Raw genomic sequence first — 24,866 nt, forward strand, 5'->3', positions numbered from 1 at the left:
TCGGTTTAGTATATTATTAAAAATTCACCATCTGCTATTTCTTTTCCTGCTCCATAGCCAACTTTGCCTGAATATACAGAGCGCACTCTAGGCGCTTTTTCTGCAGTTCACAGCCTAATTCATAAGGCTTAGTAATATCATGATGGAAAAGATCCGCATTGGCGTGACAACCGCCGCTGCAGTAAAAACGGGCCCAGCAATTCGCACAAGCCGGTTTATTTAAAACATGAGCCTGTCGGAATTTCAGTGGCAGTTCCTGATTCTGCACGCCCGTAAATACTGTACCTAGCTTGTATTCATCACGGCCTACGAACTGATGACAGGGATATAAATCTCCGTCTGGCGTAACCGCATAATATTCATGACCAGCGCCACAACCGCTCAGCCGTTTGGCAACACACGGTCCATGGTCAAGATCTACGTTAAAATGGAAAAATTCAAAGCCATTACCAGCAAACTTCCGTTCTAAATAGGCTTTAGCCAATTTTTCATATTCGGCGGCAATCGCTGGCAGATGTTCTTCGGTCAAACGATAGTCAGCCGATTTTTCCACTACAGGCTCTACTGATAATTCTTTAAAGCCCATGTCGGCCATAGCTAACACATCACTGGCAAAATCGAGATTCTTAGCGGTATAAGTGCCCCGCAAATAGTAGTTTTGGTTATTACGCGAAAAAATCGCCTTGGAAATATTGGGCTGCACTTGAGCAAAACTGCCCTTGCCGCCTGGATAAGGCCGCATAGCGTCATGAACCTCTTCGCGCCCATCCATGCTCAGCACCAAACTAATATTATTTTCATTTAAGTATTCAATAACGGCATCATTTAATAAGACGGCATTTGTCGTAAGGGTCAGTTTAAAGATTTTGCCTGCTTCTTGCTCGCGTTTACGTACATAAGCGACAATCTCTTTAACGACATCAAGATTCATGAGCGGCTCGCCGCCGAAGAAATCAATTTCACAATGCTTGCGCGTGCCGCTATGTTCAATAATAAACTCCACAGCTCGTTTGCCTACTTCACTTGTCATCATGGTGCGGTTATGGCCAAAATCGCCCGTTCCGGCAAAACAGTAGCCGCAGCGCAAATTACAGTCATGGGCGATATGGAGACACAACGACTTTACAATTGGCTCTTCGCTAAAAGTAAGCGGCACTGTTAAGTCAGGCGAAAAAAGCTGTTCCGCTGCTTCGAGTTCCTTCAGTTCAGCCATTACTTCCATTAATTCAGCGGCATCATAAGTATGAGCCCATTTTTCTAGCACTACAGCTTCATTGGCGCCGTCAAAATCCTCGAGTATATCATAGACAAGTTGATCGACCACATGAACGATCCCGCTGTTAATATCAAGGACAATATAAAGTCCGTCTAAAGAAAATTTATGAATTCCCTTATGCATAGTACAATCCTTTCTTTCTCACACTATTTATAGCAGCCCGAAGGCGTCATAAAAAAAGCAAGCCCCTGCGAAAAAGTCAACAGGGGCTGGCTGCTAAAAGCTTACTTTTGGCAAACCTGATTGCCAACGGTGCAAGAAGTCTTGCATGCCGACTGGCAGGATGCCTGACATTCGCCGCAGCCGCCGGTATAAACGGTCTTTTTCAAAGATTCTTTGTTAATTGTAAGAATATGTTTTGCCATTGTAGTCCCTCCTTAACCTGGATATTCTTTTTAAGTGTACCATAGATCCCTTAGCCGAACAAGATTACTTCTTGTCTAGCGCTTTCGTAAGAGAGTCTGGCACAAAGAGCAGACGAATCGGCAGATTGGAAGCGCCGGGCGGTGAAAAAGTAACCCATAGCGACTTGCCGGACTGATACGTGCCGAACAGTTCCGCCGCAGTAATCGTATCAGCGCCAAATACCGGCTGATCTTTCGGAGTCAACACAGGTGGTTGAATCTTAAAATCATACTTAATCCCTAAAGCACCGCCATAATCGCCGCCAAGCGGATTTAGATACCCTTTAAAGGTTTGTTTGCCATCAATAGAAGGCATAAATACATGATACATGACACCGTAATTGCCATAATTCATCACGGGGCGACCACTCGTCGCATCTGTGCCGATCACATAAGGATCTACTTCATTATCGGCTAGCGTAATTACGACGGAACCATCTTGGGTCGGATTGTAGACCGCATTAGGGATAAGCAGCTTATCACGACCAGCAAAGGTACCGCGCAGCGCTGTCTCATCATTCGGCAATACTTTTAGCGATTTAATCGTTTCCTGTTTATACTTTTCCGGTACCATAACCGTTTTTACGGTTATGGGTTGATCGACTTTAAAGTCAAAAATACCATTTACGAGTTCATCTGGTTTTACCGTCATTTTCTGTAAAGGCTCCCAGAGCAAAGAACTGCCGCCTGCCGGTACCGACACCGTATAAGCTTCATGGCGATCCGCCAAGTAATCCAGTTGCGCGTCCTTGCCAATTAAACCGTAAGCAAGACCGGGACCTGAGAAACCATAACGATACACATTAATGTTAGCCTCTTTTGTACCGTGATTTTCAAGTAATACTAAAATCTTTTTCGGCTCTTTCGTACCATTCACATGGTGAAAAAAGAGTCGTACATCGCCATGCACTTTGTCTTCGTATAGAACGCCATCGGCTGGCGCCGTTTCTGGACTGTCTGATAATAACAGCGTTCCACCATATTGCGTAGTCGTCAAAGCCCATTCCGGTGAATCGACAAATACTTTATCAGGTAGCGGGGCTGATGCAGCAAAGCCAGCACTTTGTCCCAAGAGCATTACAGCAGAACTAAGAAGTACTAATAATTTTTTCATGTCTCGTCCCCCTTATCTCGTTTATTATAGCAAAGGCTCTTCTGTCTGTAAACGGAAGGCATTAGAGCGAAAGGAAGATCGAATGAAAAAGGGAGTCATGCTTTTCTATGGTTTTTACGCCTTAGCCCACATCTACATAGGCTTTCGTCTCACGATCCTACTCAAGCTGCCCGCTTTTGGCACGGGGCTGCTCTGGGCTACGCTTTTCTTGTTGTTTTTTGCTTTTTTACTTGGCAGAAAAATCTCTTCATCGGCAAAACTGGCGAATATTTTTCTGAAAACAGGTGCTTATTGGTTCGGCATTTCATACTATTTACTGCTATTTCTCCTGCTTGGTGAAGCGCTGTTATTTCTGCATCGCCGCCACCCTTTTCTACCGCCTGTTTTTCTCGCCACCCCTCGCCTAAGCGCCTTGTTCTTATTCTGTTTACTAAGCTTGATTCTCCTCTGGGGCGCTTACCAAGCGCGTACGGTAAAAATCCGCTCCTACAAGCTTGCTATCGCTAAATCTGCCGGTTCTCTTACATCGCTGCACATCGCCTTCGCAGCAGATCTACACTTAGGCAGCATCATTACGAAAAAAGACCTACAGCGCTTTGTGAAATCCCTAGAAACGCTGCAACCTGACCTTATTTTACTAGCTGGCGACATCATTGACGGCGACGCCTTTACTTGCCGTCCGATGCTGCCGCTATTAAAAAAGCTCCAAGCTCCCTATGGCGTCTATGCCGTACTGGGCAATCACGAGTACCTCAATGGGCAAGTTCAAGAAATTACCGCTTTATTAACACAAGCTGGAATTCGTGTCTTGCGCGACGAAATAGTGATCCTCGCCAATAACTTAGTATTGGCGGGACGTGACGATAACACCAGCAAAACCTTTACCGGCAAAAACCGACTCTCCCTAAACAACCTGCTAACAAAGGTCGATCGCCGCCTTCCTATTTTGCTATTAGATCATCAACCGATCGAATTAGACAAAGCCCGGACGGAAGGAGTCGATCTCCATCTGTCCGGGCATACTCACTACGGTCAATTATTTCCGAATAGCTTGATTACAGGCAAAGTATTTGAAGTAGATTGGGGCTATCGCCAAAAAGAAACTCTGCAAATTCTCGTCACCTGTGGCTTCGGAACGTGGGGCCCGCCGCTACGCATTGGCAGCCAGTCAGAAATCATTGATCTTACGATTACTTTTGCCGACCCGATCATCCCGTAAAGGGAGTAACGAAGCAGGCCTTCCAGAGGCGCAGTTTGAATTCGAGCAGCCCCCAACGCGGCCGATGCATGTTTACTCGTTTTAGCCGATACGGTTCATCGCCAGCAAGCCAATAACCGGAAACGCCGGAGCAGGCGCCGCGATAGCCCGCTTCTTTGAGCAAAGCGAAAGATTCCTGATCATAAGAACCGAAGGGATACGCCAAAAATTCTACAGGTCGCCCCAGTTTGGCCTCTAGCGCCGCTTTCGATCCGGCAATTTCCTGCTGTTTTTGCGGCAATGGCGTTTCCGCTAAGGCTACGTGATTTAACGTATGCGAACCGATTTCGATGCCGCGCTGTTGCATATCTTTGATTTGATCCCATGTAAGATATTCCTCTTGTCCGATCGAATTTACAATGACAAAAACAGTACCGCGAAAGCCTTGCTGTTCCATGAGCGGCAAGGCCGCCGTATAATTATTGGCATACCCATCATCAAAAGACAGCACGATCGGCTTGTCTGGCAGCGTCGCCCGCCCAGCCTGGGCTTCAGCCACTTCATAGAGTGAAACCGTATGATAACCGGCCGCTTTAAGATAGTCTAACTGCTCTGTAAATTCGGACGGTGAAATTCGATAATCTTCCTCTAGATCACTGGGATCATGCTCAGCCACTTCATGATAAGCAATAATCGGCACGCCGCTGTGATAAGCCACATGCCACTTTGCCAGCAAAATTCCCAAAACAAGTAAACCAACAAGTAAAAGCGCTTTTTGCGGCTTTGACAGAGATTTATTTCTCATAAGGGTCCTCTTTCCGGTAAGTTTTTCGCGATTTCCGCTAATTTGCGCAGCCGATGATTCATTCCTGATTTGCCAACCGTCCCCCCCAAATGATCGACCAGTTCCTGCAGCGTCGCCTCAGGAAAATTCAGACGTACTTCCGCTGCTTCCCGCAGATTCGCGGGGAGACTCCCCAGTCCTTGGTAGGCTTGAATTTGTTTAATAAATTCGACCTGACGAAAAGCAGCATCAACGGTTTTTTGCAAATTTGCTGTCTCGCAGTTGACGAGACGATTGACTTGATTGCGCATGTCCTTGACTTTGCGAACTTTTTTAAAAGTCTTGACTGCTTCGCTAGCGCCAATGAGCCGCAAAAAAGCTTCAACGGCATCGCCATCTTTTAAATATACAATAAAGTCAGCTTTGCGATCGGTCATACGGGCAGGAAACTGAAAATACTTCATGAGACCTACCAAAGTTTTCGCATATTCTTCACTACTTGTAACAAGCTCTAAATGATAATCGCCCTCGGGGCGATTCACTGAACCGCCGCCGAGAAAAGCGCCGCGAAGATAGCCCTTCCGGCAGCAGGCCTTCCGAAAAAAAGCCTTGTCCTGCCCAGAGTAAATACCACCTTCGCGCATCAGGCCAAGCTGTGCCAAAAGTTCCATGACTTCTGGCGTTGGCATAATTTTAATCAAATAGCTATTATTTTTTTTGAGCCGACGGCCTTTCGAAACAACGACCTGCGTTTTCAATTGAAAACGCTGCTTTACTAAAACTAGAAATTTTCTAGCTACAGCAGCGTTCTCTGTCGTAAAATTAATTCCCAGTGTCTGGTTACCGCCAATTACCATGTTGCCGCCCATGCGCATCAAAGAAGCCAGTTCAGCAACTAGGCAGCAACTTTTACCACCCACCATGCGGGCCAGTTCATTTTTTACCGTATTCGAAAAGGAAATGGGAAAAGACATATTCTCACCTAACTATTTATCGTCCTTTAATTCCTTGATATGTTCGCTAATTAAGTAGTAATCCAGCAGCTTCATGCGCTCTGAATTGGCTTTTAATTTATAAACCATCGACATAATCGTTCGTGACAGCCTAACAGGATCGTGACGGACAAGATTTGTCTCACTGATTAGATTAGCCTGTACGACTTTTACACCTAATTTTTCAATAGCGGCAATGTCTTCCGCCATAACGGGTCGCGCGCCTTGCTGCGCATAAACTTCCTGCAGTTCTGGCGCAACCTTTTGGCTATTGACTACCACATAGTCAATGCAAGGACCCACATGATCGAGAATCGCTTTGACATGATCGTACGCTGTAAATCCGTCCGTTTCCCCAGGCTGGGTCATGACATTGCAAATATAAATTTTTACGGCATCGCTTTGGCGCAGCGTTTCCGCCATTCCCCGAATCAAGAGATTAGGCAATACGCTCGTATATAGGCTGCCTGGTCCTAAAATGACGGCATCGGCTTCGGTAATCGCTTCCAGCGCCGCTTGTACCGGTTTCACATCAGGCGGCACAATATCGACGCGATGAATCCGTTTTTGCACGAGAGGAATCTGCGATTCCCCTTCCACAATGGTTCCGTCTTCCATAGTCGCCACAAGGCGAATCGTATCAACGGAAGAGGGCAAAACCTGGCCGCGTACAGCCAAGACTTTACTGGATTTTTTCAAGGCTAGCTCTACATCGCCCAACACTTCCGTCATGGCGGCAATATACAGATTGCCAAAGCTATGCCCCGCTAAATTCCCGGTACCGCCAAAACGGTGCTGAAACAACTTTTCCATGAGCGGTTCTGTATCGGCCAAGGCCACAAGACAATTGCGTAAATCGCCTGGCGGAATCATGCCAAGATCCTGGCGTAAACGACCTGACGAACCACCATCATCAGCGACTGTCACAATGGCCGTAATATTGCTTGTAACGCTTTTGATCCCGCGTAGCAGTACCGATAAGCCTGTCCCACCGCCAATGACGGTAACACAAGGTCCGCGATTCAATTTACGTTTTTCAAAAATCATCTCCACAAGCTTATCAGCGCCATCAGGAATGAGTACTGTCACAACCGATCGAATAATTTTGCGTGTGGCAAAAAGCATAATAATCAAACCGACGACAATGATTATAGATCCGGTTACGAAGGTTGCTGTGTAATCATATTTTCCGGTACTCAAATAGACCATGCGAAAAATGGTCTCTTCCACAAAGCCAATATACTTATAGTTAAACACCATGGCTAGGCCTAGACTTGCCGCAATAACACCGACAGAAAAAAGCAGTAGCCACCGTTTAAAATTCATGCCAGGATAAAGCCACTTCAAATAATGCATCTACTACACCTCAACGACATTATGCTGAATGTCTCTATGCTCCAAATTCACTTTGTAGCCTTTTTTACGCAATCCATCATGAATTTGTCGCGCCACATAAACAGATCGATGCAGACCGCCCGTACAGCCAATAGCAATAATCAGCTGACTTTTTCCTTCTTTAATATAGTTAGGAATAAGAAAATCGACAAGTCCGCCAAGCTTTTCCATAAACTGATGGGTAATGGGCCATTTGGCAATATACGCCGCCACATCGGTTTCTTCACCACTATGACGCCGCAGCGATTCGACATAAAAAGGATTCGGTAAAAACCGCACATCAAAGACCATGTCAGCATCAATCGGCATGCCATGTTTAAAGCCAAAAGAAACGACAGTAATATTCATGCGTTCGTATTCCTGATCACTGGAAAAAAGGCGAATAATCCGCTCCTTTAACTGGCTAGTTGCGAGTTCCGACGTATCAATAATATGAGTTGCCCGACCACGAATCGGCTCAAGTTTTTCCCGTTCTTTTAAAATTCCTTCACTAATCCGTCCCTGCTGCGCCATAGGATGGCGACGACGCGTTTCTTTATAACGTCGAATCAGCGTTTCATCAGAGGCTTCTAGAAAGAGCACTTCATATAAATGGCCTTGTGTCTCCATCTCTTCTAAGGTAGCCACAAGCGAGTCAAAAAATTCACCGCCGCGGATATCCACAACTAGGGCAATCTTATGAACGCCACCGCCAGACTGTGCGCACAAGTCAAAAAATTTAGAAATCAGCATGGGCGGTAAATTGTCGACACAAAAATAGCCTAAGTCCTCCATAGCGCGAACAACCTGTGTTTTACCGGCTCCAGACATGCCGGTGATGATCACTAAACGAATATTATCCATAAAAATTTACCACCTCCTGCAAAAATAACCAACTAAAAGAGTAACAAATAAACCTAAACAAAACTTTATTTATAAATTATGGTTAAAATACGACTTTATGCGTACGATTACTGCGCCGATTTAAATGATCTAGAATTCGCTCAACCGATGTATTTAAGACTTGTTCTGCTGGAATCCCATGGGTAGAAAGAATCTCTTGCGCTGCGCCAAAATCAGCCACCGTATCAGCAAAATGGCTATCAGAACCAACAACAAGCTTCGCACCATACAATTTAGCTAAATTCACGATATTGTGGCAATGGGGTTCACTCCCCTTGCGCGCAGCCGTTAGTGAGCAATTGTTTATTTCAAGCGCCACATCTAACTCCGCTGCCGCCTGCACAATAATTGCTTCATCCATCAAATATTCTGGATTACCAGGATGGACAATAATATCAACAAAACGATTTTTCATCGCATTAATGAGCATCATCGTATTTTCGTCCATCGAACCATAAGGGGCGCAAAAAGTATGCAGACCAGCTGCTACTACGTCAAGCTTTGCTAAGCGATCGTCATCCAGGTCTAGTCCGCCATCACGATTCATAATATTAGCTTCAATCCCTTTTAAAATTCGAACACCATGCACCCGATTAGGAATCGCCACTTGATTACTAAAGTGATAAGCACAGGGAGCTCCAGGCATACTTGGACCATGGTCTGTCAAAGCAATCATTTCTAGCCCTTCCTTTTTCGAAGCAGCCTGAGCAATTTCTAATACCGTACTATAGGCATGACCGCTGGAAATGGTGTGAACATGCAAATCAGCGATAAATTTCACAAAAATCACCTTCCTCATCACTTTTCACTACAATTATAGGACAGAGCGGTCAAAAAAGCAAAGCCTCCTTCCTGTCTTAGCGAAAGAGGCTGATGATTTGATCCATCTGGAGGTACTGTTCAGCAAGAGCGGCTAACGAATCGGTTTTTTCGGTACTGACATCAATCGAGGGTGAGAAAGGAAACTTACCTAGTGTAGGAATAGCGGCAAGTCGTTCAATATAGTCGGCATTGGTTGACTCTAATACTCCAGTTTTTTCTTTATTCCATCCGTTATAAATCAGGCCTTGCCAGTCGACGCCGCGCTGACGACCATATTCTGCCGTGAGCAAAACGTGATTAATAGCGCCAAGATTCGGCCAGGTTACAAGTAAGGTAGGAAGCTGTAGCTCTCGCATAAAATCAATCAACAAATAGTCTTCCCAAAGAGGTGACGTAATCCCGCCAACTCCTTCTACTAAAACAAACTCATGACGCTGCTGCATTATAGCGACCGCCTGTAATAAAACATTCACATCGACAGTAACACCACTGACTTTTGCCGCTACAGCCGGAGTGAGAGCTAGCTCCAAACAAAGCGGATTGACTAACTCTCGCTCCGCTTCGCCAAGACCGGCCGCTTTCATGAGAAACGACGCATCCTCTGACAGAAGCCGACCGCCAGCGTTGCGAACACCGCCTGAAGCTACGGGTTTGACAACCCCCACATCAAGTCCCCTCGCTTGCAGTGCCGCTGCGATTGCCCCAGTAATTACTGTCTTGCCAACTTCTGTACTTGTCGCTGTAATAAATAAACCAGCCACATTTTCGCCTTCCTTCTATAAGTCTGTTGTGAGTAGCTTCATTTCTTGCAGTACCTGCCCAATTTTTTGGGCCGCCACGGTCAAATCGTCTTTATTGTGTGCCGCCGTTACGGTCAGACGCAACCGACTGCTCCCCTGTGGCACTGTAGGCGGACGAATTGCCGAAACAAGCAAGCCTGCCGCTTCTAATCTTTTCGCAGCTTCCATCGTTTTAGCGGCATCGCCGATTAAAATCGGTATAATCGCTGTTTCACTAATCATAATCGGTACCTTGTAGGACTGTAACAGCATTTTAAAATATTCACTTTTCGCTGCAAGGATTTGAACAATTCCTGGCTCAGCCACTAAGACATCGATCGCTGCCGCTGCCGCTGCCAAAGTTTGCGGCGCCAAAGCCGTCGAGAAAATAAAACTACGTGATCGATTCATTAGATAGTCAATCAGTAGAGTTTTGCCAGCAACAAAGCCGCCTTCCGCCGCAAGCGACTTGCTGAGTGTCCCCACCTCTAAATGAATGCGGCCCTTTAAACCAAAATGAGCGGAAGTTCCTTTGCCGCCTGGTCCAATCACGCCAGTGGCATGAGCGTCATCGACCATAAGCAAAGCATCATACTGTTCGCCTAACGCCACAATCTCAGGCAATTTAGCAATATCACCATCCATACTGAAAACACCATCAGTTACAATGAACCGCTGGCCTGCACAAGGCGTCACTGCAAGTAGCTCTGCCAAGTGGTCCATATCACTATGACGGTATACGACAGTTTTTCCTTTTGCCAAACGGCAACCATCAATGATGCTCGCGTGATTTAAGGCATCGCTGAATACAATGTCTTGTTCGCCAACCATGGCGCTGACAATTCCCAGGTTCGCCATATAGCCTGTATTAAAAATCAAAGCAGCTTCCGTTTCTTTGAACTGTGCCAACTTTGTCTCAACAAGCCTGTAGCCGCTGTGATTGCCGCTCGTCAAGCGCGCTCCGCCCGAACCAGTTCCGTAGGCTACCGCTTCACGCGTCTGTGCCATGACGGTTTCGTGGTGAGTCAGTCCAAGATAATTATTGGAAGAAAATAAAATATATTCCTTGCCATCTTTTCGCACTCGCGCTGGCGTAACTGGTTCAAAGTCCACTAAGCGCCGCCGCAGCTTATTATCATCAAGCGCCGCCAACTGTGCCGCCATTTCATCGAATTTTTTCATGGTCTGCCTCCTGAGGAATCGCTAAAACAGGCTGATTCTCTAAATAATCCACAAGTTTGTCTAAATCAACTGCTTCAGTAACAAAAAAAGCTCTGCCGCCTGAAGGACTACCAAAGCGTTTTAAGTGGGGCAATCGAAAATAACACTGGCTCGATCCTACATACCCTGTCGTATAGTCAGGATCATCAGACCAACATAGCTCGGCAACAACTCCAGGCGCCGCCTGAACTTTCGAAGCCAGAACCAGCGCCTCTCTAACATGAAGATTCGTAAGCCCCTGCTCCGCTAAAAACTTCTCATAAAGCGGCCCGTCAGCCACATCCATAGCGCTAACCCGAACGCCTCGCTTAGCAAAAGAATCAAGGCGTCGTCCGTCAACCGCTGACAAGATCATCGCCCCGCGCATGCTATCAGGTAAAGCTGCCAGAGCTTCCATTCCCTTATAAGCTGCTCGCTCAGTCACACCAGCTTGAACTAGCGCTAAAATCGCCTGTTCGCGCCCTTGTTCAATCGTTGCCGCTTTCCCAGTAACAATCGGCAAAAGCGGAATTTCCTGGATTTGTGGTTGCTCAATTCCTTCGATCTTCAGATTAATAAAATCGGCGGCACCGCGACTATGACGGAAAGCCCGCTCAATCATCGCCAGCGCCGCCTGCTTTACAACTTCTTCACGGACAATCCGTTCGGCGCCTGATATATGACGTCCGCCCATTTCGTGCGCGCCACCTTGAGACGAACGCATCTTAACGCTGTATAACATGCTCATAAGCCCTCTCTGTTTCCCGACGAACCCGCCGCAACAATAAGGTAAGCGGCCAAGCCGCAATCGCCGTATACACCATGCCTGGTACAGCAGCAAACACAACGGCCCAAGCTGCCTGCCCAATCACCAACATCAACGTCAATCTTGCCACAAACGAAGCGATAGGCCCAGCTATAGCAACAGTAATAAAGGATGTTCCACCAAGTGCCAACACCGCGCCTACTGTTAGGCGAAAGAGTAATGCAATCGCCGTATTAAATATAGTTTGCGTCCCCAATAGCAGCATGGCTAAACTTGCTAAAACCCCCGCTAAAAAATACCGTCGAAAACCATAGACAGCGCAAACGGCTACCGCTAAAGGCGCTGACAATTGAAATTCCGTTCCTGGTAGAATGCCCGGCAGCTTTAACGAACCAGATACCGCAATAAGCGCCGCCAAAAGTGCTGTGACTGTCATATCCTGTACTCGCATAATTTTTCTTTGGCCGCCTTTCCAACATGAATAATATGAAATAAACCTTTGTAGTCATCTACGTAAACCAAATAAAATTAATAGGTTAACATTAAACCGAAAGAAAAACCGCTGCCGCGATAAAAATCGCCAAAGCTACGCCGCAACGGTTAACTTATTATTTTTATTCAGTTTACAATTATCACTATACTGCAAAATTCACCAAAAGTAAAGGCAAAGAATTCAGACGAATCAAATGTCCAATACATATTTTTCTATGGCTTTAGCAACGCCATCATTGTCATTCGTGTCGGTAACCGCCTGAGCAATCGCTTTCACGGCCGAAGCGCCATTTCCCATAGCAACCCCCCAGCCGGCAAAAGAAATCATATCTGTATCATTGAGCGAATCTCCCAACGCCATCACTTCTTCTTGTGAAATAGAGAATCGTTTGGCCAAGAAATCTAGAGCTGCCCCTTTATTGACTGCGGCATGCATAATTTCGACATAGCCAGGCTGAGAGCTTGTTGCGTAAATCTCGCCAGGATACAAACGATGTAATTCATCAATGACGCTTGCCACCTGCTGTTCTCCCACCATGCCTAAAAGCTTCGTAGGCGCTTTAGCAAGCCGATAAAGATCCTTGCCGATCGCTACCGCCTCTACCTTTACGCGACTAGCATAGGTCTTGGCAATCGCATTAAGCCGATCCACATAGAGTTTATCATCAGCATAGGCTTGAATATACCACCCTTTATCTTGAAACAAAGTAAGAATCTCTTTCGAAATCGGGCTAGGAATCGGCTGATGATAAAGTACCTCCCCTGATAAAGCGGATTGGATCAAAGCGCCATTATAAGTGATCAAAGGAACATCTAGTCCGATCTGCTTGGCAAAGATCACCGCAGAAGCAAACATTCTGCCTGTAGCTATGGTAACAACTACATCCTTGGCCACAGCACTTTGCAGCGCTGCAATCGTCCGCGGCGATACTGTCAGATTTTCTTGCAATAACGTTCCGTCTAAATCAATCGCCACAAGGCGAATTTTCGGCATAAAAACCCCTCTTTTCTTGGTATATACCATTTTTTCTTGATATGTACCCTCTTTTGTTCGTCATGCCGAAAAAAAACTCCTGTCATGGCTTCCGATTAGAGTTTAAACTTCTCTACAATCTGCCGCATAGACATTGCTAAATTCGCCAAATCAGCAGCACTGCTATTAATCTCTTCCATCCCCCGACTTTGCTGATGAGCCGTTTGCGCAACTTGATCAGCACTGGTAGCCGCAACAGCAGCTATTGAGCTAATGCTTTCCACATTCTGCACCATCGACTGCGTCCCTTGGGCCGTTTCCGCAACAGACAAAGCAATATGGCCAATTCCCTTCTGAACATCGGCTAGCCGCTGTAGAATACTTTCAAAGCCTTTTTGCGTATCAATTGCCGATACCTGCCCCTGTTCAGCTTCCTTCGTACTTTCTTTGACTGCCGTAACGGCATAGGCGATTTTCTCACTCATTTGACTAATAATATCACCAATATCCTTCGTCGCCTCAGAGCTTTGTTCCGCTAATCTCCGCACTTCTTCCGCGACCACAGCAAAACCGCGACCTGCTTCTCCAGCCCTAGCAGCTTCAATGGCCGCATTTAAAGCGAGCAGATTCGTCTGTCCAGCTATTTGGTCAATGACGCTAACTATACCACTGATTTTTTCCGATCCCGTCGATAAGTCAGCCGCTACTGTATCGATTTCTTGCATTTTATTACTAATAGATTCGTTTTGTTCCACGACGCGTCGCAACATTCCCATGCCTTGCGAAGCTGCTTCGGCCGTTGTCTTAGTGCTCTGATCGACTTCATTGGCACCATGACGAATCGTCTCTGCCCCTGCTGAGATTTCTTCCAATGTTGCCGACATCGTATGGATACTATCAGCATTTTTTACTGATCCTACAGCAATTTGATCTATACTTTGTGCAATCAAAGCTACCGAGCGCATTTGTTCCGTCACCGTAGCGCTAAGTTCTTCGCTAGCAGCAGCCAACTGTTCACTATTGCTATGAATCTGTTTGACAAACCCTTTTAAAGACTCACGCATAGAATTACCGATGCGACCAATATCGCCTAATTCATCATTACGAATAATAGGAATCGGATTGCCCGATAAATTCAATTGACCGACCTGCTCAAGATTACGACAGACACGCTCAAGCCGCGTTGATAAATGGCGACTGTATAAAAAGATCAGTAAAATAACCACAACGAGAATAACACCGCTCAAAATTGCTGCTATCTGGCTATTTCTCTCCGAAGAAGTCGCAATCTTTTGACCTTGGCTTGCCAAATAAACTTGCTGAGCTTCCGCTAATTTTGCAAATCCTGCATCAATTTCCGTAACGGCGTTACGCCCTTCGCCAGTCAAAGCAAGCCAATTAGGCGCATTGCTTTTTCTTGCCGGAATCATCCGTTTATCTGCATAATCTATATACCACTCTAAAGCCTTTTGTATTTTTTCGCCCTCACTTTTCCGTTCCGGCGAAGTGACGGTCTGATTATATTCCTTAATTAAATCCAAACTCTTTACGATACTATCGCGATAATTTTTTTCATAAACAGCCATCCCATCAGGATAAAACAGAAAGCCTCTCATATTGAGTAAAGCCCGCGTAAACTCTGTATGACCGCTTTTTATCGTCGCAAGATCTACTGCCGTACGATTGACAATCACATCAGCTTCCCGTCCCGCCTGGCGAAACTCTAGCAAAGTAAATCCTAAAATGCCCATAAACAAAACAACCACTACAGTAAACATTAAAGCAAGCTGCATCCCCATTGAAAACCGAACATTCCCCATAATTAGTCCCCCTACTCTGTAATTTTCCCACATTTTTCTATTTTTTTCTTTTTTCTACTTTATCTAATTTCATTTTATTATTTACAACATTATTTTACAAGAGACTATTGACTGAAAATTTTGCAGTCCAAAATATCTGCTATAAAACAATAGGACCATTCGATACCACAATAATTAAAATACCAAAGAAAAGCCGCAACCTGTCCTATTTGAAACCGTAGTAGTCATATTTTAGCTGACTTAGAAAAGAAATTTTGCTTATTCCTAAGTCTATAGTAAAATAAAAAGTATATTTTCTTGTTCGGAGGCGCTATCATGAAAGATCAATCAAAATCAGCTTGCTTACTGCGTATTCGCAGCGTCTTCCATAATCTAACCAAGGCGGAACAAAAATCAGCCCAATTTATTCTTGATCACCCTGCCGATATTATCCATATGACAATTACCGAACTAGCCGAAACAATCGAGACGGCAGAATCAACGATTTTCCGGCTTTGCAAAAAAGTAGGTTTCTCCGGTTACCAGCAATTCAAAATTGCCTTAGCTAGCGACTTATATACGCCTTTTGAATCGCTTGTCAATGAAGTGGAATTGTCCGATTCTGTTTTAGAGATTGCCGGCAAGGTCTTTCAACAAATTGCTGAAGGACTGCAGGATACCTTAAAACTCATGGAAGAACCAGCGATGAGTAAAGCCATTGCCGCTTTAGCACAAGCTCGTCGCATTGATGCTTATGGTTGTGGCGGTTCTGCTGTAATCGCTGCTGACATTGAACACCGCTTTATGCGGTTTGGCGGCGCCGTACGAGCATATGCCGATCCGCATATGCAGTTAGCTTCAGCGTCACTCTTACAAGCAGGCGATGTAGTCCTTGCCATTTCCCACAGCGGTTCCAATCAAGACATTCTCGCTGCCGCAGCCTGTGCCAAAGAAAGCGGCGCAACAATCATTGCTCTGACAAGTCACATGCGCTCGCCTTTATCGCTGCTTGCTCATATTTCGCTGTACGGCATGTCACGCGAGGTAAAATACCGCTCAGAAGCCATGTCATCGCGGCTCATTCACCTCGCAATTATTGATGTCTTATATGTGGGCGTTATGTTGCTGCAACAAGATACGATTACTGATAATATGGAAAAAGTCCGTAAAGCCATTGCAATGAGACGCCTCTAAGAGGAGGAAGGGTTTCGTAACGCGTCAACGTTAGCACTTAACTTCCGCTTTTACGAAATCCCTTCCTCCTTGGCCTGGTTACTAAAAACTAGATGGGTTTCGTAACGCGTCAACGTTAGCACTTGACTTCCGCTTTTACGAAAATCCTTCCTCCTTGCCTATCTATAAAATTTAAGAAGGGGTTCGTGGCGCATAGCAAAGAAAAAGGCACCTATTTTCGCAAGAAAATAAGTGCCTTTTTCTTTGTTTATTTTTTAAAAAGTGTTTTGACGCCAAAAACTATTACAACGGCAACCCCGAAAAACATTAGTGCAATCGAAGGGGCGGCCAATAAATGAATGGTTGCTTTCGCCGCAGGTATACTCCCGACGACAGGAGCCTGAAAAGCGACTAAGAGCCAGGAGCAAGCATAGCCTAGTCCGCCTAAACCAAGTGCCAAGGAAGCCCATTTCTTCATTTGCTCGCCTACATTCAAACAAGCCAAAACAAAATTCAAAATCAGCATGGCCGTACCAATAGCGGCGCCATGTAAATGTGCTCGCAACAACATTCGCCAGCACCGATCCACCAGCGCAGTAATTTTCTGCGGATCATTTTGGTAAAGTGTTGCCAAGCCAGGCTGGGCCAATTCTTTCCAGTAATGCTTTATTGCTTCTTCTGCCCCACCCATAATAACACCAATAGAGAAGCCAAATAAAATAGTTAATATAGCTAGCAAGCTTCCCCATCTAACACTTTTTAATTTTTCTTCCACTCTTTCTTCTCTCCTTCACACATTCAATAAACTATTTATGGTCAAAACAGCTTGATACTAATTAGAAATATTTCTAAAATATTCTAAAAAAAGGTTCTGCTGCTGCAGAACCTTTTGTATCACTACTATTCTTGTTTTTCAAACTGATCTTTGCCTACGCCGCAGAGAGGACATACCCAATCATCTGGAAGGCTATCGAAAGTTGTCCCTGGTGCTAAACCGTTATCAGGATCACCAGCTGCTTCATCATAAACATAACCGCAAACTACGCATACATACTTTGCCATATCACTAAACACTCCTTTTTCTTTTCGCTATTTAGTATTATGAAGATATTATTATTTTACCATACAAATTCTCAGATTACCAGTTTCTGTTTGAGCCACCGCCGCCGCCGCTGCCACCGCCATAGCCGCCTCCGCCGGAGCCGCCGCCAAAACCACCACCGCCGCCGCGTCGAAATAAAATAGATAAGATCATCCCAGTTATAAAACCGCCAAAAAATACCCAGTCACTTACCAACAGCAACACTAGCAAGGCAATACCGGCAATTTGCAGCCATTCGGGAATATTCGTACTGTTTGTCTGCTGCGCCGTGCTGTGAGCGCGCGCTTCTGGTCGGGCAATATCTACATTGTATTCTTTCGCCGTTTCGCCGATGATAGCAAAATAGCCATTCAAGATTCCTTGCTCATATTGATTATTTTTAAAATAAGGAATCATATACTCATCTTGAATGCGCCCGGTTTTGCCGTCAGGCAACGCGCCCTCCAGACCATAACCGACTTCAATGCGCGATTGCCGATCATTTATCGCCACAAGCAAGACTACGCCATTATTTAATTTCTTATCGCCAATACCCCACTGTCGTAAAAAAGCAAGGCCCAGTTCGTCAATGGCTTGTCCTTCTGTCGATTTTAAGGTAACCACAACAACCTGAGCCTTTGTTTTCGCTGCTAATCTTGCCCCGACTTCATTGATTTTATTCTTTGCTTCCGCCCCTAAAACGCCAGCGTAATCCTGTACGTAAATGCTTGATGTCGGCGCAGGCGGAATGGCAACCTGCGCCGCTGCCAGCGAAGGCAAAAGCAAGCTTGTAAGAAGCAGTAATCCGATAAGCCATTTCTTCAAGCTAATCGCCTCACTTAAAATTGAACTTTCGGCACCTCTTTTGCTCCTTCATCAGCCTTGAAGTACTCTTTCGGCATAAAGCCCATCATACCCGCAAAAATACTCGTCGGCAGAGTACGGATTTTCGTATTATAAATCTGTACGGAATCATTGTAGTCCTTACGGGCTACAGCAATCCGATTCTCCGTGCCGCTTAACTCGTCCATTAACTGGCGGAAATTTTTATCAGCTTTCAAATTCGGATAATTTTCGGCCACAACCAGCAACCGGCTTAAAGCTCCGTTTAATTCACCATTCGCCGCCGCTTTCGCTGCAGGTCCCTGCGCGCCGCCTAGTTTGGCACGCGCATCAGCTACTGCTTGAATCGCGCTTTGTTCATGAGCTGCATAGCCTTTGACTGTATTGACTAAGTTGGGGATAAGATCACTGCGGCGCTGCAATTGATTTTCAATTTGGCTCCACTTTCCGTTTACATTTTCATTCAGATTGACTAAACCGTTATAGCTTGTCACAGATCCAATGAGCAGTAAAGCAATGACCCCGATCACAACCCATAATGTTTTATTTTGCATTGACCAAAGCCCCCTCGAGTTTCTAATTTGTTATCAATTACCAAGCAATTGTTGATACTTTTATTTTACTACGTCTGTCCCAAAAAACAAAAGCTTTTTACTTCTGGCGAAAGAAAAGATATACAGCTTCTGCCGCCGCTTGATTCATCCCGTCCGCCGCCAACAGTTCTGCTACAGAAGCCGTTTTGATTTTGGCCAAAGTGCCAAAATGATCCCACAAGGCCTGACGTCGCTTAGGGCCGATTCCTTGCACATGGTCAAGAACGGAAACAAGATTTCGTTTTGACCGAAGCTTACGATGATAGGTAATCGCGAAGCGATGAGCCTCGTCACGAATGCGCTGCACCAAATAAAGCGCTTGACTATGGCGCGGCAAAATTACCGGATTAGACTCGCCCTCGCGAAAGATATGCTCAAATTCCTTAGCGAGCCCGACCACGGGACCATCGTAACCGCAAGCGCGGATCACTGTCAGCGCAGAACTCAACTGTCCTTTGCCACCGTCAATGATAATCAGATCAGGTAACGGCCAGTCCTCCTTACCATAGCGACGCCCGACCACCTCCTGCATGGATTTAAAATCATCGGGTTTCCCTTCCACTGTTTTCAGCTTAAAGCGCCGATAATCCTCTTTCTTGGGCTTTCCACCTTCAAAAACGACCATAGAGGCTACGGTCTCAGCACCTTGAATATGAGAAATATCAAAACACTCCATGCGATAAGGCTCCTTGGCAAGACCGAGATAGCGCCCAAGATCAGCCACAGCGCCGCTTGTCTGGGCATCTTCATGGGCAAGTTTCTGGGCTTGCTGCTCTAATACAATAGCCGCATTACCTGAAGCCATTTCCACTAAATCATGTTTCGTGCCACGCTGCGGCGTAATTAGTTTCACCGAACCACCTTTTGTTTCGCTGAGCCACTGGGCGAAAAGTTCCTGTTCCGGCACAGGAAGCGGCAAAAGAATTTCACGAGGAATAAAGGTAGTTTGATTATAGTACTGCTTTAAAAAAGCGTCGAGAACAGCGCCATCGTCCTCCAATTCACTACCAGCAAGCAAAAAGTGATCTCGGCCAATGAGCTTGCCGCTGCGAATAAAAAAGACTTGCACACACGTACCAATAGCAGACCTAGCAAGTCCGATAGCATCCTGATCACCAGAACCTGTAACAATATTCTGCTTCGCTTGTACCTGCTCAATCGCGGCAAGCTGATCCCGCCGTCTAGCTGCCGTTTCAAAGTCAAGAGCTTCCGCCGCCGATTCCATGCTTTTTCGCAGTTTTTTGGTCACATTGTCACTGCGTCCCTCTAAGAACAGACAAATCGATTCTACCATTTCCCGATAATCTTCCGTCTTAACCAGCCCGGCGCAAGGCGCTAGACAGCGTTTAATATGATACTGCAAACAAGGTCTTTGCCCATGCAGTTTCGGACAAGTCCGCAACGGAAAAAGCTGCCTAATTAATTTTACCGTTTCATGCATCGCGCCAGCATTCGTAAAGGGGCCGAAATAACGAGCGCCGTCTTTTAACACCTTCCGCGTCACATACAAGCGGGGAAAGGGCTCACCCACAGTAACTTTAATATAAGGAAAGGTTTTATCATCACGCAGGCTGATATTATATTTCGGGCGATGCTTCTTAATTAGATTACATTCTAAAATCAGCGCCTCAATTTCTGATGTTGTAATAATCGTTTCCAAATTAGCAATATGTGATACCATCGCCTTGACTTTTGGCGAATGATTTGCGCTCAGCTGAAAATAAGAACGAACGCGATTTTTCAAGTTGACAGCCTTACCAACGTATATGATTTTCCCCTGACTGTCCTTCATGAGGTAACATCCTGGACGATCTGGCAGTACTTTGAGTTTTTCCGCTACCTCTTCTGTCATATTAGTCCTCCTATTTTTGTATACAAAATACTGTATTTTTAGAGAATTTCTTTTATTCTAGTTGCCAAAATAATATTTGCGTCCTATAATAGTTGATATTAGGACCAAGTATAAATTATATATTATTTGCTAATGGAGGTCTAGACGATGTTCAATCGACTGCTCATTGCCAACCGCGGTGAGATTGCTGTCCGAATTATCAGGGCCTGCCAGGAGCTTGGAGTAAAAACAGTTGCCGTATACTCTGATGCAGATGTAGATTCTCTACACGTGCAGCTTGCCGACTACTCCTGCCGTATCGGTCCTGCTGACGCGGTCAGCAGCTATTTAAACAGTACAGCGCTTATTAACGCTGCTAAAACAGTGCAAGCCGACGCCATTCATCCTGGCTACGGGTTTCTCTCTGAAAACGCTGAATTTGCCGAAGCAGTAACAACTGCAGGCCTTACTTTTGTAGGTCCTACGGCAGCAACGCTAAATCAAGTAGGCAATAAAGACGCCGCGAGAGCTGCTATGAAATCAATCGGCATCCCTTTAATTGAAGGCAGCGGTCTATTAACTACCAAAGAAGCTACAGTCGCAATTGCCCGTGAAGTTGGCTATCCGGTTATTTTAAAACCTAGCACCGGCGGCGGCGGTCACGGTATGATAATTTGCAATACGGAGGAAGAACTCCTTCACAATTATGAAATGTTAGAAAGTGCCGGTCAAGTACATACCTTTCTACTAGAGCACTATATTACAGGTGCGCGTCATATTGAAGTACAAATTTTAGCTGACCACTATGGTCACACCATTCACTTAGGCGAGCGCGAATGTTCTTTGCAGCGGCGGAATCAAAAGCTGCTAGAAGAATGTCCTTCCAGCGCTCTTACCAGCGCCTTGCGCGACCGTGTAGGAGAACTGGCTGTTCGCGCCGCCAAAGCAGTTCACTACCGCAATATTGGTACAGTAGAGTTTTTGATGGATCATTCAGGGAATTTTTACTTTATGGAAATCAACCCGCGTGTTCAGGTTGAACATGGTATTACGGAACTTGTCACTGGTGTTGATTTAGTGAAAAAACAAATTAAAATTGCTGCAGGGAAAGTCCTCAATCTCAATCAGGAAGATATCACCTTTCATGGTCACGCCATTGAGTGCCGCATTAACGCCGAGGACCCTGCTCAGCAATTTCTTCCTTCGGCTGGAACCATTTCCATTTACCATCAGCCTGGCGGTCCTTCTGTCCGTGTCGACAGCGGCGTCATGGCTGGCTCTACAATCCAGCCTTATTATGATTCTTTGATTGCCAAGGTCATGGTTCTTGGCAGATCACGCGGCGAAGCAATTCGCATTATGGAAAGAGCACTTGCCGAATACCGAATTGGCGGTATTCACACAACCATTCCGTTTCACCAGCAAGTGCTCAGTAACGCCCTCTTTTGCTCAGGCGACATTGACACACAATTTGTTGCCAAAAAGATGGCTCTTTAATCGTTAATAAGGTTTAGACCCTTATTATAAAAGCCTATTTGTTCAAGCCTGTAGGGCTTGGCGGCCACCGCTATGGCCGCTTTTTTTATTTATATGCCAAATTTAGCTAGTTTCGCGCTAGTATTGGGGCAAGGAACTGACCTGTATAGGATTTCTTCTCCTTGGCAACTTCTTCGGGCGTGCCTGCAGCAACAATCGTACCGCCTCTTACGCCGCCTTCCGGTCCCAGATCAATTAAATAGTCTGCCGTCTTAATCACATCGAGATTGTGTTCAATGACTAGGACAGAATCGCCGCCATCGACTAGACGCTGCAGAACTTCTAAAAGTTTATGAATATCTGCCGTGTGCAGCCCGGTCGTCGGTTCGTCTAAAATATAAAGAGTTCTGCCGGTACTGCGGCGTGCTAGTTCCGTCGCGAGTTTTACCCGTTGAGCTTCGCCGCCGGAAAGTGTCGTGGCCGGCTGGCCTAATTTAATGTAACCAAGGCCCACATCCTGAAGAATTTGCAATTTGCGATGGAGTTTAGGAATATTTTGAAAGAATTCTACAGCTTCATCAACAATCATCGCCAGGACCTGAGAAATACTCTTCCCCTTATAATGTACCTCCAGGGTTTCTCGATTATAACGGGCGCCCTTGCAAACTTCACAAGGCACATACACGTCAGGTAGAAAATGCATTTCAATTTTGATAATCCCATCGCCATGACAAGCTTCACAGCGACCGCCTTTGACATTAAAACTGAAGCGCCCCGGCTTATAACCGCGCATCCGGCTTTCCGGCGTCTGGCTAAAAACTTCACGAATAATATCAAAGAGTCCCGTATAGGTAGCCGGATTCGACCGCGGCGTGCGGCCAATCGGCGATTGGTCGATTTCAATAATTTTATCAATAAACTCGGCGCCCTTTAAGAGCTTATGCTCGCCAGCGCGATGGCGGGATCCATATACCTGCTGCGCCAATCCTTTATAGAGAATCTCGTTGACGAGAGTACTCTTACCAGACCCTGATACGCCAGTTACTGCTGTAAACAGGCCCAAAGGGAACTTCACGGTAACATTTTTAAGATTATTTTCTTTCGCGCCAACGACTTCCAGCCATTTGCCATTGGGTTTACGTCGTTCCTGCGGCACTGGAATTCGCCGCACACCGCTGAGATACTGGCCAGTAATCGATTCGGGACAGGCTTTAATGTCCTCAATCGTCCCTTGAGCGACTACGCGGCCGCCGTGAACGCCAGCTTCTGGACCAATATCAATAATGTGATCAGCCGCAATCATCGTATCTTCATCATGTTCTACTACAAGCAGCGTGTTGCCAAGATCGCGCAGATGCTTTAGCGTCGCCAACAGACGATTATTATCGCGCTGATGCAGTCCAATGCTCGGCTCATCTAGAATATATAAAACGCCTACGAGACCTGAGCCAATCTGCGTAGCCAAACGAATTCGCTGAGCCTCGCCGCCGGAAAGCGTCCCCGCCGCCCGATCGAGCGTCAAATAATCGAGTCCCACATCATTTAAAAAGCCAAGTCTTGCGGCAATTTCTTTAAAAATCTGTTTGGCAATCGTTTGCTGCCGCGGCGTAAGTGTTAGTGAGGCAAAAAACTCTTGGCAGTCCGCAATATTAAGCTGTGTGACTTCATAAATATTTTTATCGCCAATGCGAATCGCAAGAGCTTCAGGTTTCAACCTGGCGCCGTGACATTTCGGGCAAGGCTTAGAACTCATAAATGCTTCGATTTCTTCGCGCATCATGTCAGAGGAAGATTCGCGGTAACGGCGGTTCAGCGTTGGCACGACCCCTTCAAACGCAACATGATAGGTCTTTTCTTCGCCGTACATATTTTCATAAGAAAACGTAATCTTATCATCGCCAGTTCCCTGCAAAATCGTCTGCTGTAAATCTTGCGGCAGACTATCCCAAGAGTTATCCAGGGAAAACCCGGCCTGACGAACCAACGCATCAAGCTGGCACATAAAGTAGGAATTCAAATTCTTGCTAAGAGCGGCAATGGCGCCGTCAATTAGAGCTTTGCCGCCGTCAGGAATCACTAACGACGGATCAATTTCCATGTTGTTGCCAAGGCCAGTGCAGGAAGGACAAGCGCCGAACGGACTGTTAAAAGAAAACATACGCGGCGCAATTTCCGGCAAACTAATCCCGCAATCAACACAAGCAAAATTTTCACTAAAGGTCAACTCGCCTTGCTCGGCAGTACCGACAAGAACAATCCCATCACCCTGCTCTAATGCCGCCTCCAAGGACTCGGCCAAGCGAGCTTGCACATTGTCACGAAGAATAATGCGGTCAACAACAATCTCAATAGAGTGTTTCTTGTTTTTTTCCAAAGAAATTTCTTCTGATACGTCATAAATCTGACCATCTACGCGCACGCGAATATAGCCAGCCTTGCGAATCTGTTCAAAAACCTTGACATGCTCGCCTTTTTTACCACGAACAACAGGCGCCAAGATCGTGAGCTTAGCTCCTTCGCCTAAAGTCAGCAGTTGGTCCACCATTTGTTCCACCGTCTGCTGCTGAATCGGCTTACCACAACGCGGGCAGTAAGGAATTCCGGCTCGGGCAAACAGCAACCGAAGATAATCGTAAATTTCCGTAACTGTTCCCACCGTAGAACGTGGATTACGGCTGGTTGTTTTCTGATCAATCGAAATCGCTGGCGAAAGACCTTCAATATAATCGACATCAGGCTTGTCCATCTGACCTAAAAACTGTCTAGCATAAGCCGAAAGCGACTCTACATAGCGTCTTTGCCCTTCGGCGTAAATCGTATCAAAGGCCAATGAGGATTTACCAGAACCACTCAAGCCAGTAATAACAACAAACTGATCACGGGGAATGGTAATATCAATATTCTTTAAATTATGTTGCCTTGCACCCTTTACAATAATCTGATCCTTCACAACAAATTCCTCTCTATTCTCTCTCGCAGACTCGCTTTGCCCT

The 24,866-nt window shown here is 45.8% G+C and carries 23 protein-coding genes; 3 read left to right on the forward strand and 20 right to left on the reverse strand.

From position 1 onward, the window contains the following. Positions 1-34 precede the first annotated feature (34 nt). From scfB to AC0NJP_RS04090, 3 genes are all read right to left on the reverse strand, one after another. Complete coding sequence (scfB, locus tag AC0NJP_RS04080; RefSeq protein WP_474698860.1) at positions 35-1,399, reverse strand: thioether cross-link-forming SCIFF peptide maturase; 1,365 nt, start codon at positions 1,397-1,399, stop codon at positions 35-37. Between the two features lie 101 nt (positions 1,400-1,500). Beyond that, positions 1,501-1,641, reverse strand: a complete 141-nt coding sequence (scfA, locus tag AC0NJP_RS04085; protein WP_474038945.1) for a six-cysteine ranthipeptide SCIFF — start codon at positions 1,639-1,641, stop codon at positions 1,501-1,503. A gap of 64 nt (positions 1,642-1,705) precedes the next feature. Beyond that, on the reverse strand, positions 1,706-2,794 hold the full coding sequence (locus tag AC0NJP_RS04090; protein WP_474038946.1) for a copper amine oxidase: 1,089 nt from the start codon (positions 2,792-2,794) through the stop codon (positions 1,706-1,708). An 82-nt stretch (positions 2,795-2,876) separates the two neighbouring features. On the opposite strand from AC0NJP_RS04090, the gene AC0NJP_RS04095 reads away from it, so the two are divergent. Then, positions 2,877-4,013 carry a metallophosphoesterase gene (locus tag AC0NJP_RS04095; protein WP_474698861.1) on the forward strand — a complete coding sequence of 379 codons (1,137 nt, stop codon included), beginning with the start codon at positions 2,877-2,879 and terminating at the stop codon, positions 4,011-4,013. On the opposite strand, the gene AC0NJP_RS04100 is transcribed toward AC0NJP_RS04095, so the two are convergent. The 11 genes from AC0NJP_RS04100 to AC0NJP_RS04150 form a co-directional block, all read right to left on the reverse strand. After that, positions 4,003-4,797, reverse strand: a complete 795-nt coding sequence (locus tag AC0NJP_RS04100) for a polysaccharide deacetylase family protein (protein ID WP_474698862.1) — start codon at positions 4,795-4,797, stop codon at positions 4,003-4,005. The two genes, AC0NJP_RS04095 and AC0NJP_RS04100, sit on opposite strands and share 11 nt — an antisense overlap. Further along, positions 4,794-5,750: a DNA-binding protein WhiA gene (gene whiA, locus AC0NJP_RS04105; protein ID WP_474698863.1), complete on the reverse strand. Its 957-nt coding sequence runs from the start codon at positions 5,748-5,750 to the stop codon at positions 4,794-4,796. The genes AC0NJP_RS04100 and whiA overlap by 4 nt, the downstream gene beginning before the upstream one ends. A gap of 12 nt (positions 5,751-5,762) precedes the next feature. Next, complete coding sequence (locus AC0NJP_RS04110) at positions 5,763-7,124, reverse strand: gluconeogenesis factor YvcK family protein (RefSeq protein ID WP_474698864.1); 1,362 nt, start codon at positions 7,122-7,124, stop codon at positions 5,763-5,765. 3 nt (positions 7,125-7,127) lie between these two features. After that, positions 7,128-8,006 (reverse strand): RNase adapter RapZ, encoded by an 879-nt coding sequence (gene rapZ / locus AC0NJP_RS04115; RefSeq protein ID WP_474038951.1) that lies wholly within the window; start codon positions 8,004-8,006, stop codon positions 7,128-7,130. 82 nt (positions 8,007-8,088) lie between these two features. After that, positions 8,089-8,826 carry a PHP domain-containing protein gene (locus AC0NJP_RS04120; RefSeq protein ID WP_474698865.1) on the reverse strand — a complete coding sequence of 246 codons (738 nt, stop codon included), beginning with the start codon at positions 8,824-8,826 and terminating at the stop codon, positions 8,089-8,091. A 76-nt stretch (positions 8,827-8,902) separates the two neighbouring features. Further along, positions 8,903-9,628, reverse strand: a complete 726-nt coding sequence (bioD, locus tag AC0NJP_RS04125; protein WP_474698866.1) for a dethiobiotin synthase — start codon at positions 9,626-9,628, stop codon at positions 8,903-8,905. A gap of 15 nt (positions 9,629-9,643) precedes the next feature. Next, positions 9,644-10,828 (reverse strand): 8-amino-7-oxononanoate synthase, encoded by a 1,185-nt coding sequence (gene bioF, locus AC0NJP_RS04130; RefSeq protein WP_474698867.1) that lies wholly within the window; start codon positions 10,826-10,828, stop codon positions 9,644-9,646. After that, a complete protein-coding gene (locus tag AC0NJP_RS04135) occupies positions 10,812-11,594 on the reverse strand; it encodes a 6-carboxyhexanoate--CoA ligase (RefSeq protein ID WP_474698868.1) in 783 nt (260 codons plus the stop codon). The genes bioF and AC0NJP_RS04135 overlap by 17 nt, the downstream gene beginning before the upstream one ends. Beyond that, on the reverse strand, positions 11,572-12,063 hold the full coding sequence (locus AC0NJP_RS04140; protein WP_474698869.1) for a hypothetical protein: 492 nt from the start codon (positions 12,061-12,063) through the stop codon (positions 11,572-11,574). The genes AC0NJP_RS04135 and AC0NJP_RS04140 overlap by 23 nt, the downstream gene beginning before the upstream one ends. 231 nt (positions 12,064-12,294) lie before the next feature. After that, positions 12,295-13,098, reverse strand: coding sequence for a Cof-type HAD-IIB family hydrolase (locus AC0NJP_RS04145; RefSeq protein WP_474698870.1), 804 nt, complete (start codon positions 13,096-13,098; stop codon positions 12,295-12,297). Between the two features lie 95 nt (positions 13,099-13,193). Then, positions 13,194-14,897 carry a methyl-accepting chemotaxis protein gene (locus AC0NJP_RS04150; RefSeq protein WP_474698871.1) on the reverse strand — a complete coding sequence of 568 codons (1,704 nt, stop codon included), beginning with the start codon at positions 14,895-14,897 and terminating at the stop codon, positions 13,194-13,196. Positions 14,898-15,212: 315 nt separating this feature from the next. Between AC0NJP_RS04150 and AC0NJP_RS04155 the strand changes: the two genes are divergently transcribed. Then, positions 15,213-16,070: a MurR/RpiR family transcriptional regulator gene (locus AC0NJP_RS04155; protein WP_474038959.1), complete on the forward strand. Its 858-nt coding sequence runs from the start codon at positions 15,213-15,215 to the stop codon at positions 16,068-16,070. 247 nt (positions 16,071-16,317) lie between these two features. Here AC0NJP_RS04155 and AC0NJP_RS04160 read toward each other — a convergent pair whose 3' ends face one another. From AC0NJP_RS04160 to uvrC, 5 genes are all read right to left on the reverse strand, one after another. Beyond that, positions 16,318-16,824: a hypothetical protein gene (locus AC0NJP_RS04160; protein ID WP_474698872.1), complete on the reverse strand. Its 507-nt coding sequence runs from the start codon at positions 16,822-16,824 to the stop codon at positions 16,318-16,320. 125 nt (positions 16,825-16,949) lie between these two features. After that, entirely contained in the window at positions 16,950-17,111 is a 162-nt protein-coding gene (rd, locus tag AC0NJP_RS04165) for a rubredoxin (RefSeq protein WP_474038961.1), read from the reverse strand. 76 nt (positions 17,112-17,187) lie between these two features. Further along, positions 17,188-17,955: a TPM domain-containing protein gene (locus AC0NJP_RS04170; RefSeq protein WP_474698873.1), complete on the reverse strand. Its 768-nt coding sequence runs from the start codon at positions 17,953-17,955 to the stop codon at positions 17,188-17,190. Between the two features lie 14 nt (positions 17,956-17,969). Further along, positions 17,970-18,527, reverse strand: a complete 558-nt coding sequence (locus AC0NJP_RS04175) for a LemA family protein (protein WP_474698874.1) — start codon at positions 18,525-18,527, stop codon at positions 17,970-17,972. A gap of 97 nt (positions 18,528-18,624) precedes the next feature. Then, positions 18,625-20,418 carry an excinuclease ABC subunit UvrC gene (uvrC, locus tag AC0NJP_RS04180; protein WP_474698875.1) on the reverse strand — a complete coding sequence of 598 codons (1,794 nt, stop codon included), beginning with the start codon at positions 20,416-20,418 and terminating at the stop codon, positions 18,625-18,627. A 147-nt stretch (positions 20,419-20,565) separates the two neighbouring features. Between uvrC and AC0NJP_RS04185 the strand changes: the two genes are divergently transcribed. Further along, positions 20,566-21,894, forward strand: coding sequence for an acetyl-CoA carboxylase biotin carboxylase subunit (locus AC0NJP_RS04185; RefSeq protein WP_474698876.1), 1,329 nt, complete (start codon positions 20,566-20,568; stop codon positions 21,892-21,894). A 106-nt stretch (positions 21,895-22,000) separates the two neighbouring features. Here the strand turns inward: AC0NJP_RS04185 and uvrA are convergent, their stop codons facing one another. Further along, a complete protein-coding gene (gene uvrA / locus AC0NJP_RS04190; protein WP_474698877.1) occupies positions 22,001-24,823 on the reverse strand; it encodes an excinuclease ABC subunit UvrA in 2,823 nt (940 codons plus the stop codon). Positions 24,824-24,866: the final 43 nt, after the last annotated feature.

Source organism: Pelorhabdus sp. sgz311002 (assembly GCF_056134285.1).

Excerpts from the sequence above, each read along its gene's own strand:
- AC0NJP_RS04155 (WP_474038959.1), top strand. The coding sequence starts at position 15,213 with ATGAAAGATCAATCAAAATCAGCTTGCTTACTGCGTATTCGCAGCGTC.
- AC0NJP_RS04135 (WP_474698868.1), bottom strand. The coding sequence starts at position 11,594 with ATGAGCATGTTATACAGCGTTAAGATGCGTTCGTCTCAAGGTGGCGCG.
- rapZ (WP_474038951.1), bottom strand. The coding sequence starts at position 8,006 with ATGGATAATATTCGTTTAGTGATCATCACCGGCATGTCTGGAGCCGGT.
- rd (WP_474038961.1), bottom strand. The coding sequence starts at position 17,111 with ATGGCAAAGTATGTATGCGTAGTTTGCGGTTATGTTTATGATGAAGCA.
- scfB (WP_474698860.1), bottom strand. The coding sequence starts at position 1,399 with ATGCATAAGGGAATTCATAAATTTTCTTTAGACGGACTTTATATTGTC.
- AC0NJP_RS04110 (WP_474698864.1), bottom strand. The coding sequence starts at position 7,124 with ATGCATTATTTGAAGTGGCTTTATCCTGGCATGAATTTTAAACGGTGG.
- AC0NJP_RS04090 (WP_474038946.1), bottom strand. The coding sequence starts at position 2,794 with ATGAAAAAATTATTAGTACTTCTTAGTTCTGCTGTAATGCTCTTGGGA.
- AC0NJP_RS04145 (WP_474698870.1), bottom strand. The coding sequence starts at position 13,098 with ATGCCGAAAATTCGCCTTGTGGCGATTGATTTAGACGGAACGTTATTG.
- AC0NJP_RS04100 (WP_474698862.1), bottom strand. The coding sequence starts at position 4,797 with ATGAGAAATAAATCTCTGTCAAAGCCGCAAAAAGCGCTTTTACTTGTT.
- AC0NJP_RS04095 (WP_474698861.1), top strand. The coding sequence starts at position 2,877 with ATGAAAAAGGGAGTCATGCTTTTCTATGGTTTTTACGCCTTAGCCCAC.
- AC0NJP_RS04175 (WP_474698874.1), bottom strand. The coding sequence starts at position 18,527 with ATGCAAAATAAAACATTATGGGTTGTGATCGGGGTCATTGCTTTACTG.
- whiA (WP_474698863.1), bottom strand. The coding sequence starts at position 5,750 with ATGTCTTTTCCCATTTCCTTTTCGAATACGGTAAAAAATGAACTGGCC.
- AC0NJP_RS04150 (WP_474698871.1), bottom strand. The coding sequence starts at position 14,897 with ATGGGGAATGTTCGGTTTTCAATGGGGATGCAGCTTGCTTTAATGTTT.
- bioF (WP_474698867.1), bottom strand. The coding sequence starts at position 10,828 with ATGAAAAAATTCGATGAAATGGCGGCACAGTTGGCGGCGCTTGATGAT.
- uvrC (WP_474698875.1), bottom strand. The coding sequence starts at position 20,418 with ATGACAGAAGAGGTAGCGGAAAAACTCAAAGTACTGCCAGATCGTCCA.
- AC0NJP_RS04185 (WP_474698876.1), top strand. The coding sequence starts at position 20,566 with ATGTTCAATCGACTGCTCATTGCCAACCGCGGTGAGATTGCTGTCCGA.
- scfA (WP_474038945.1), bottom strand. The coding sequence starts at position 1,641 with ATGGCAAAACATATTCTTACAATTAACAAAGAATCTTTGAAAAAGACC.
- AC0NJP_RS04140 (WP_474698869.1), bottom strand. The coding sequence starts at position 12,063 with ATGCGAGTACAGGATATGACAGTCACAGCACTTTTGGCGGCGCTTATT.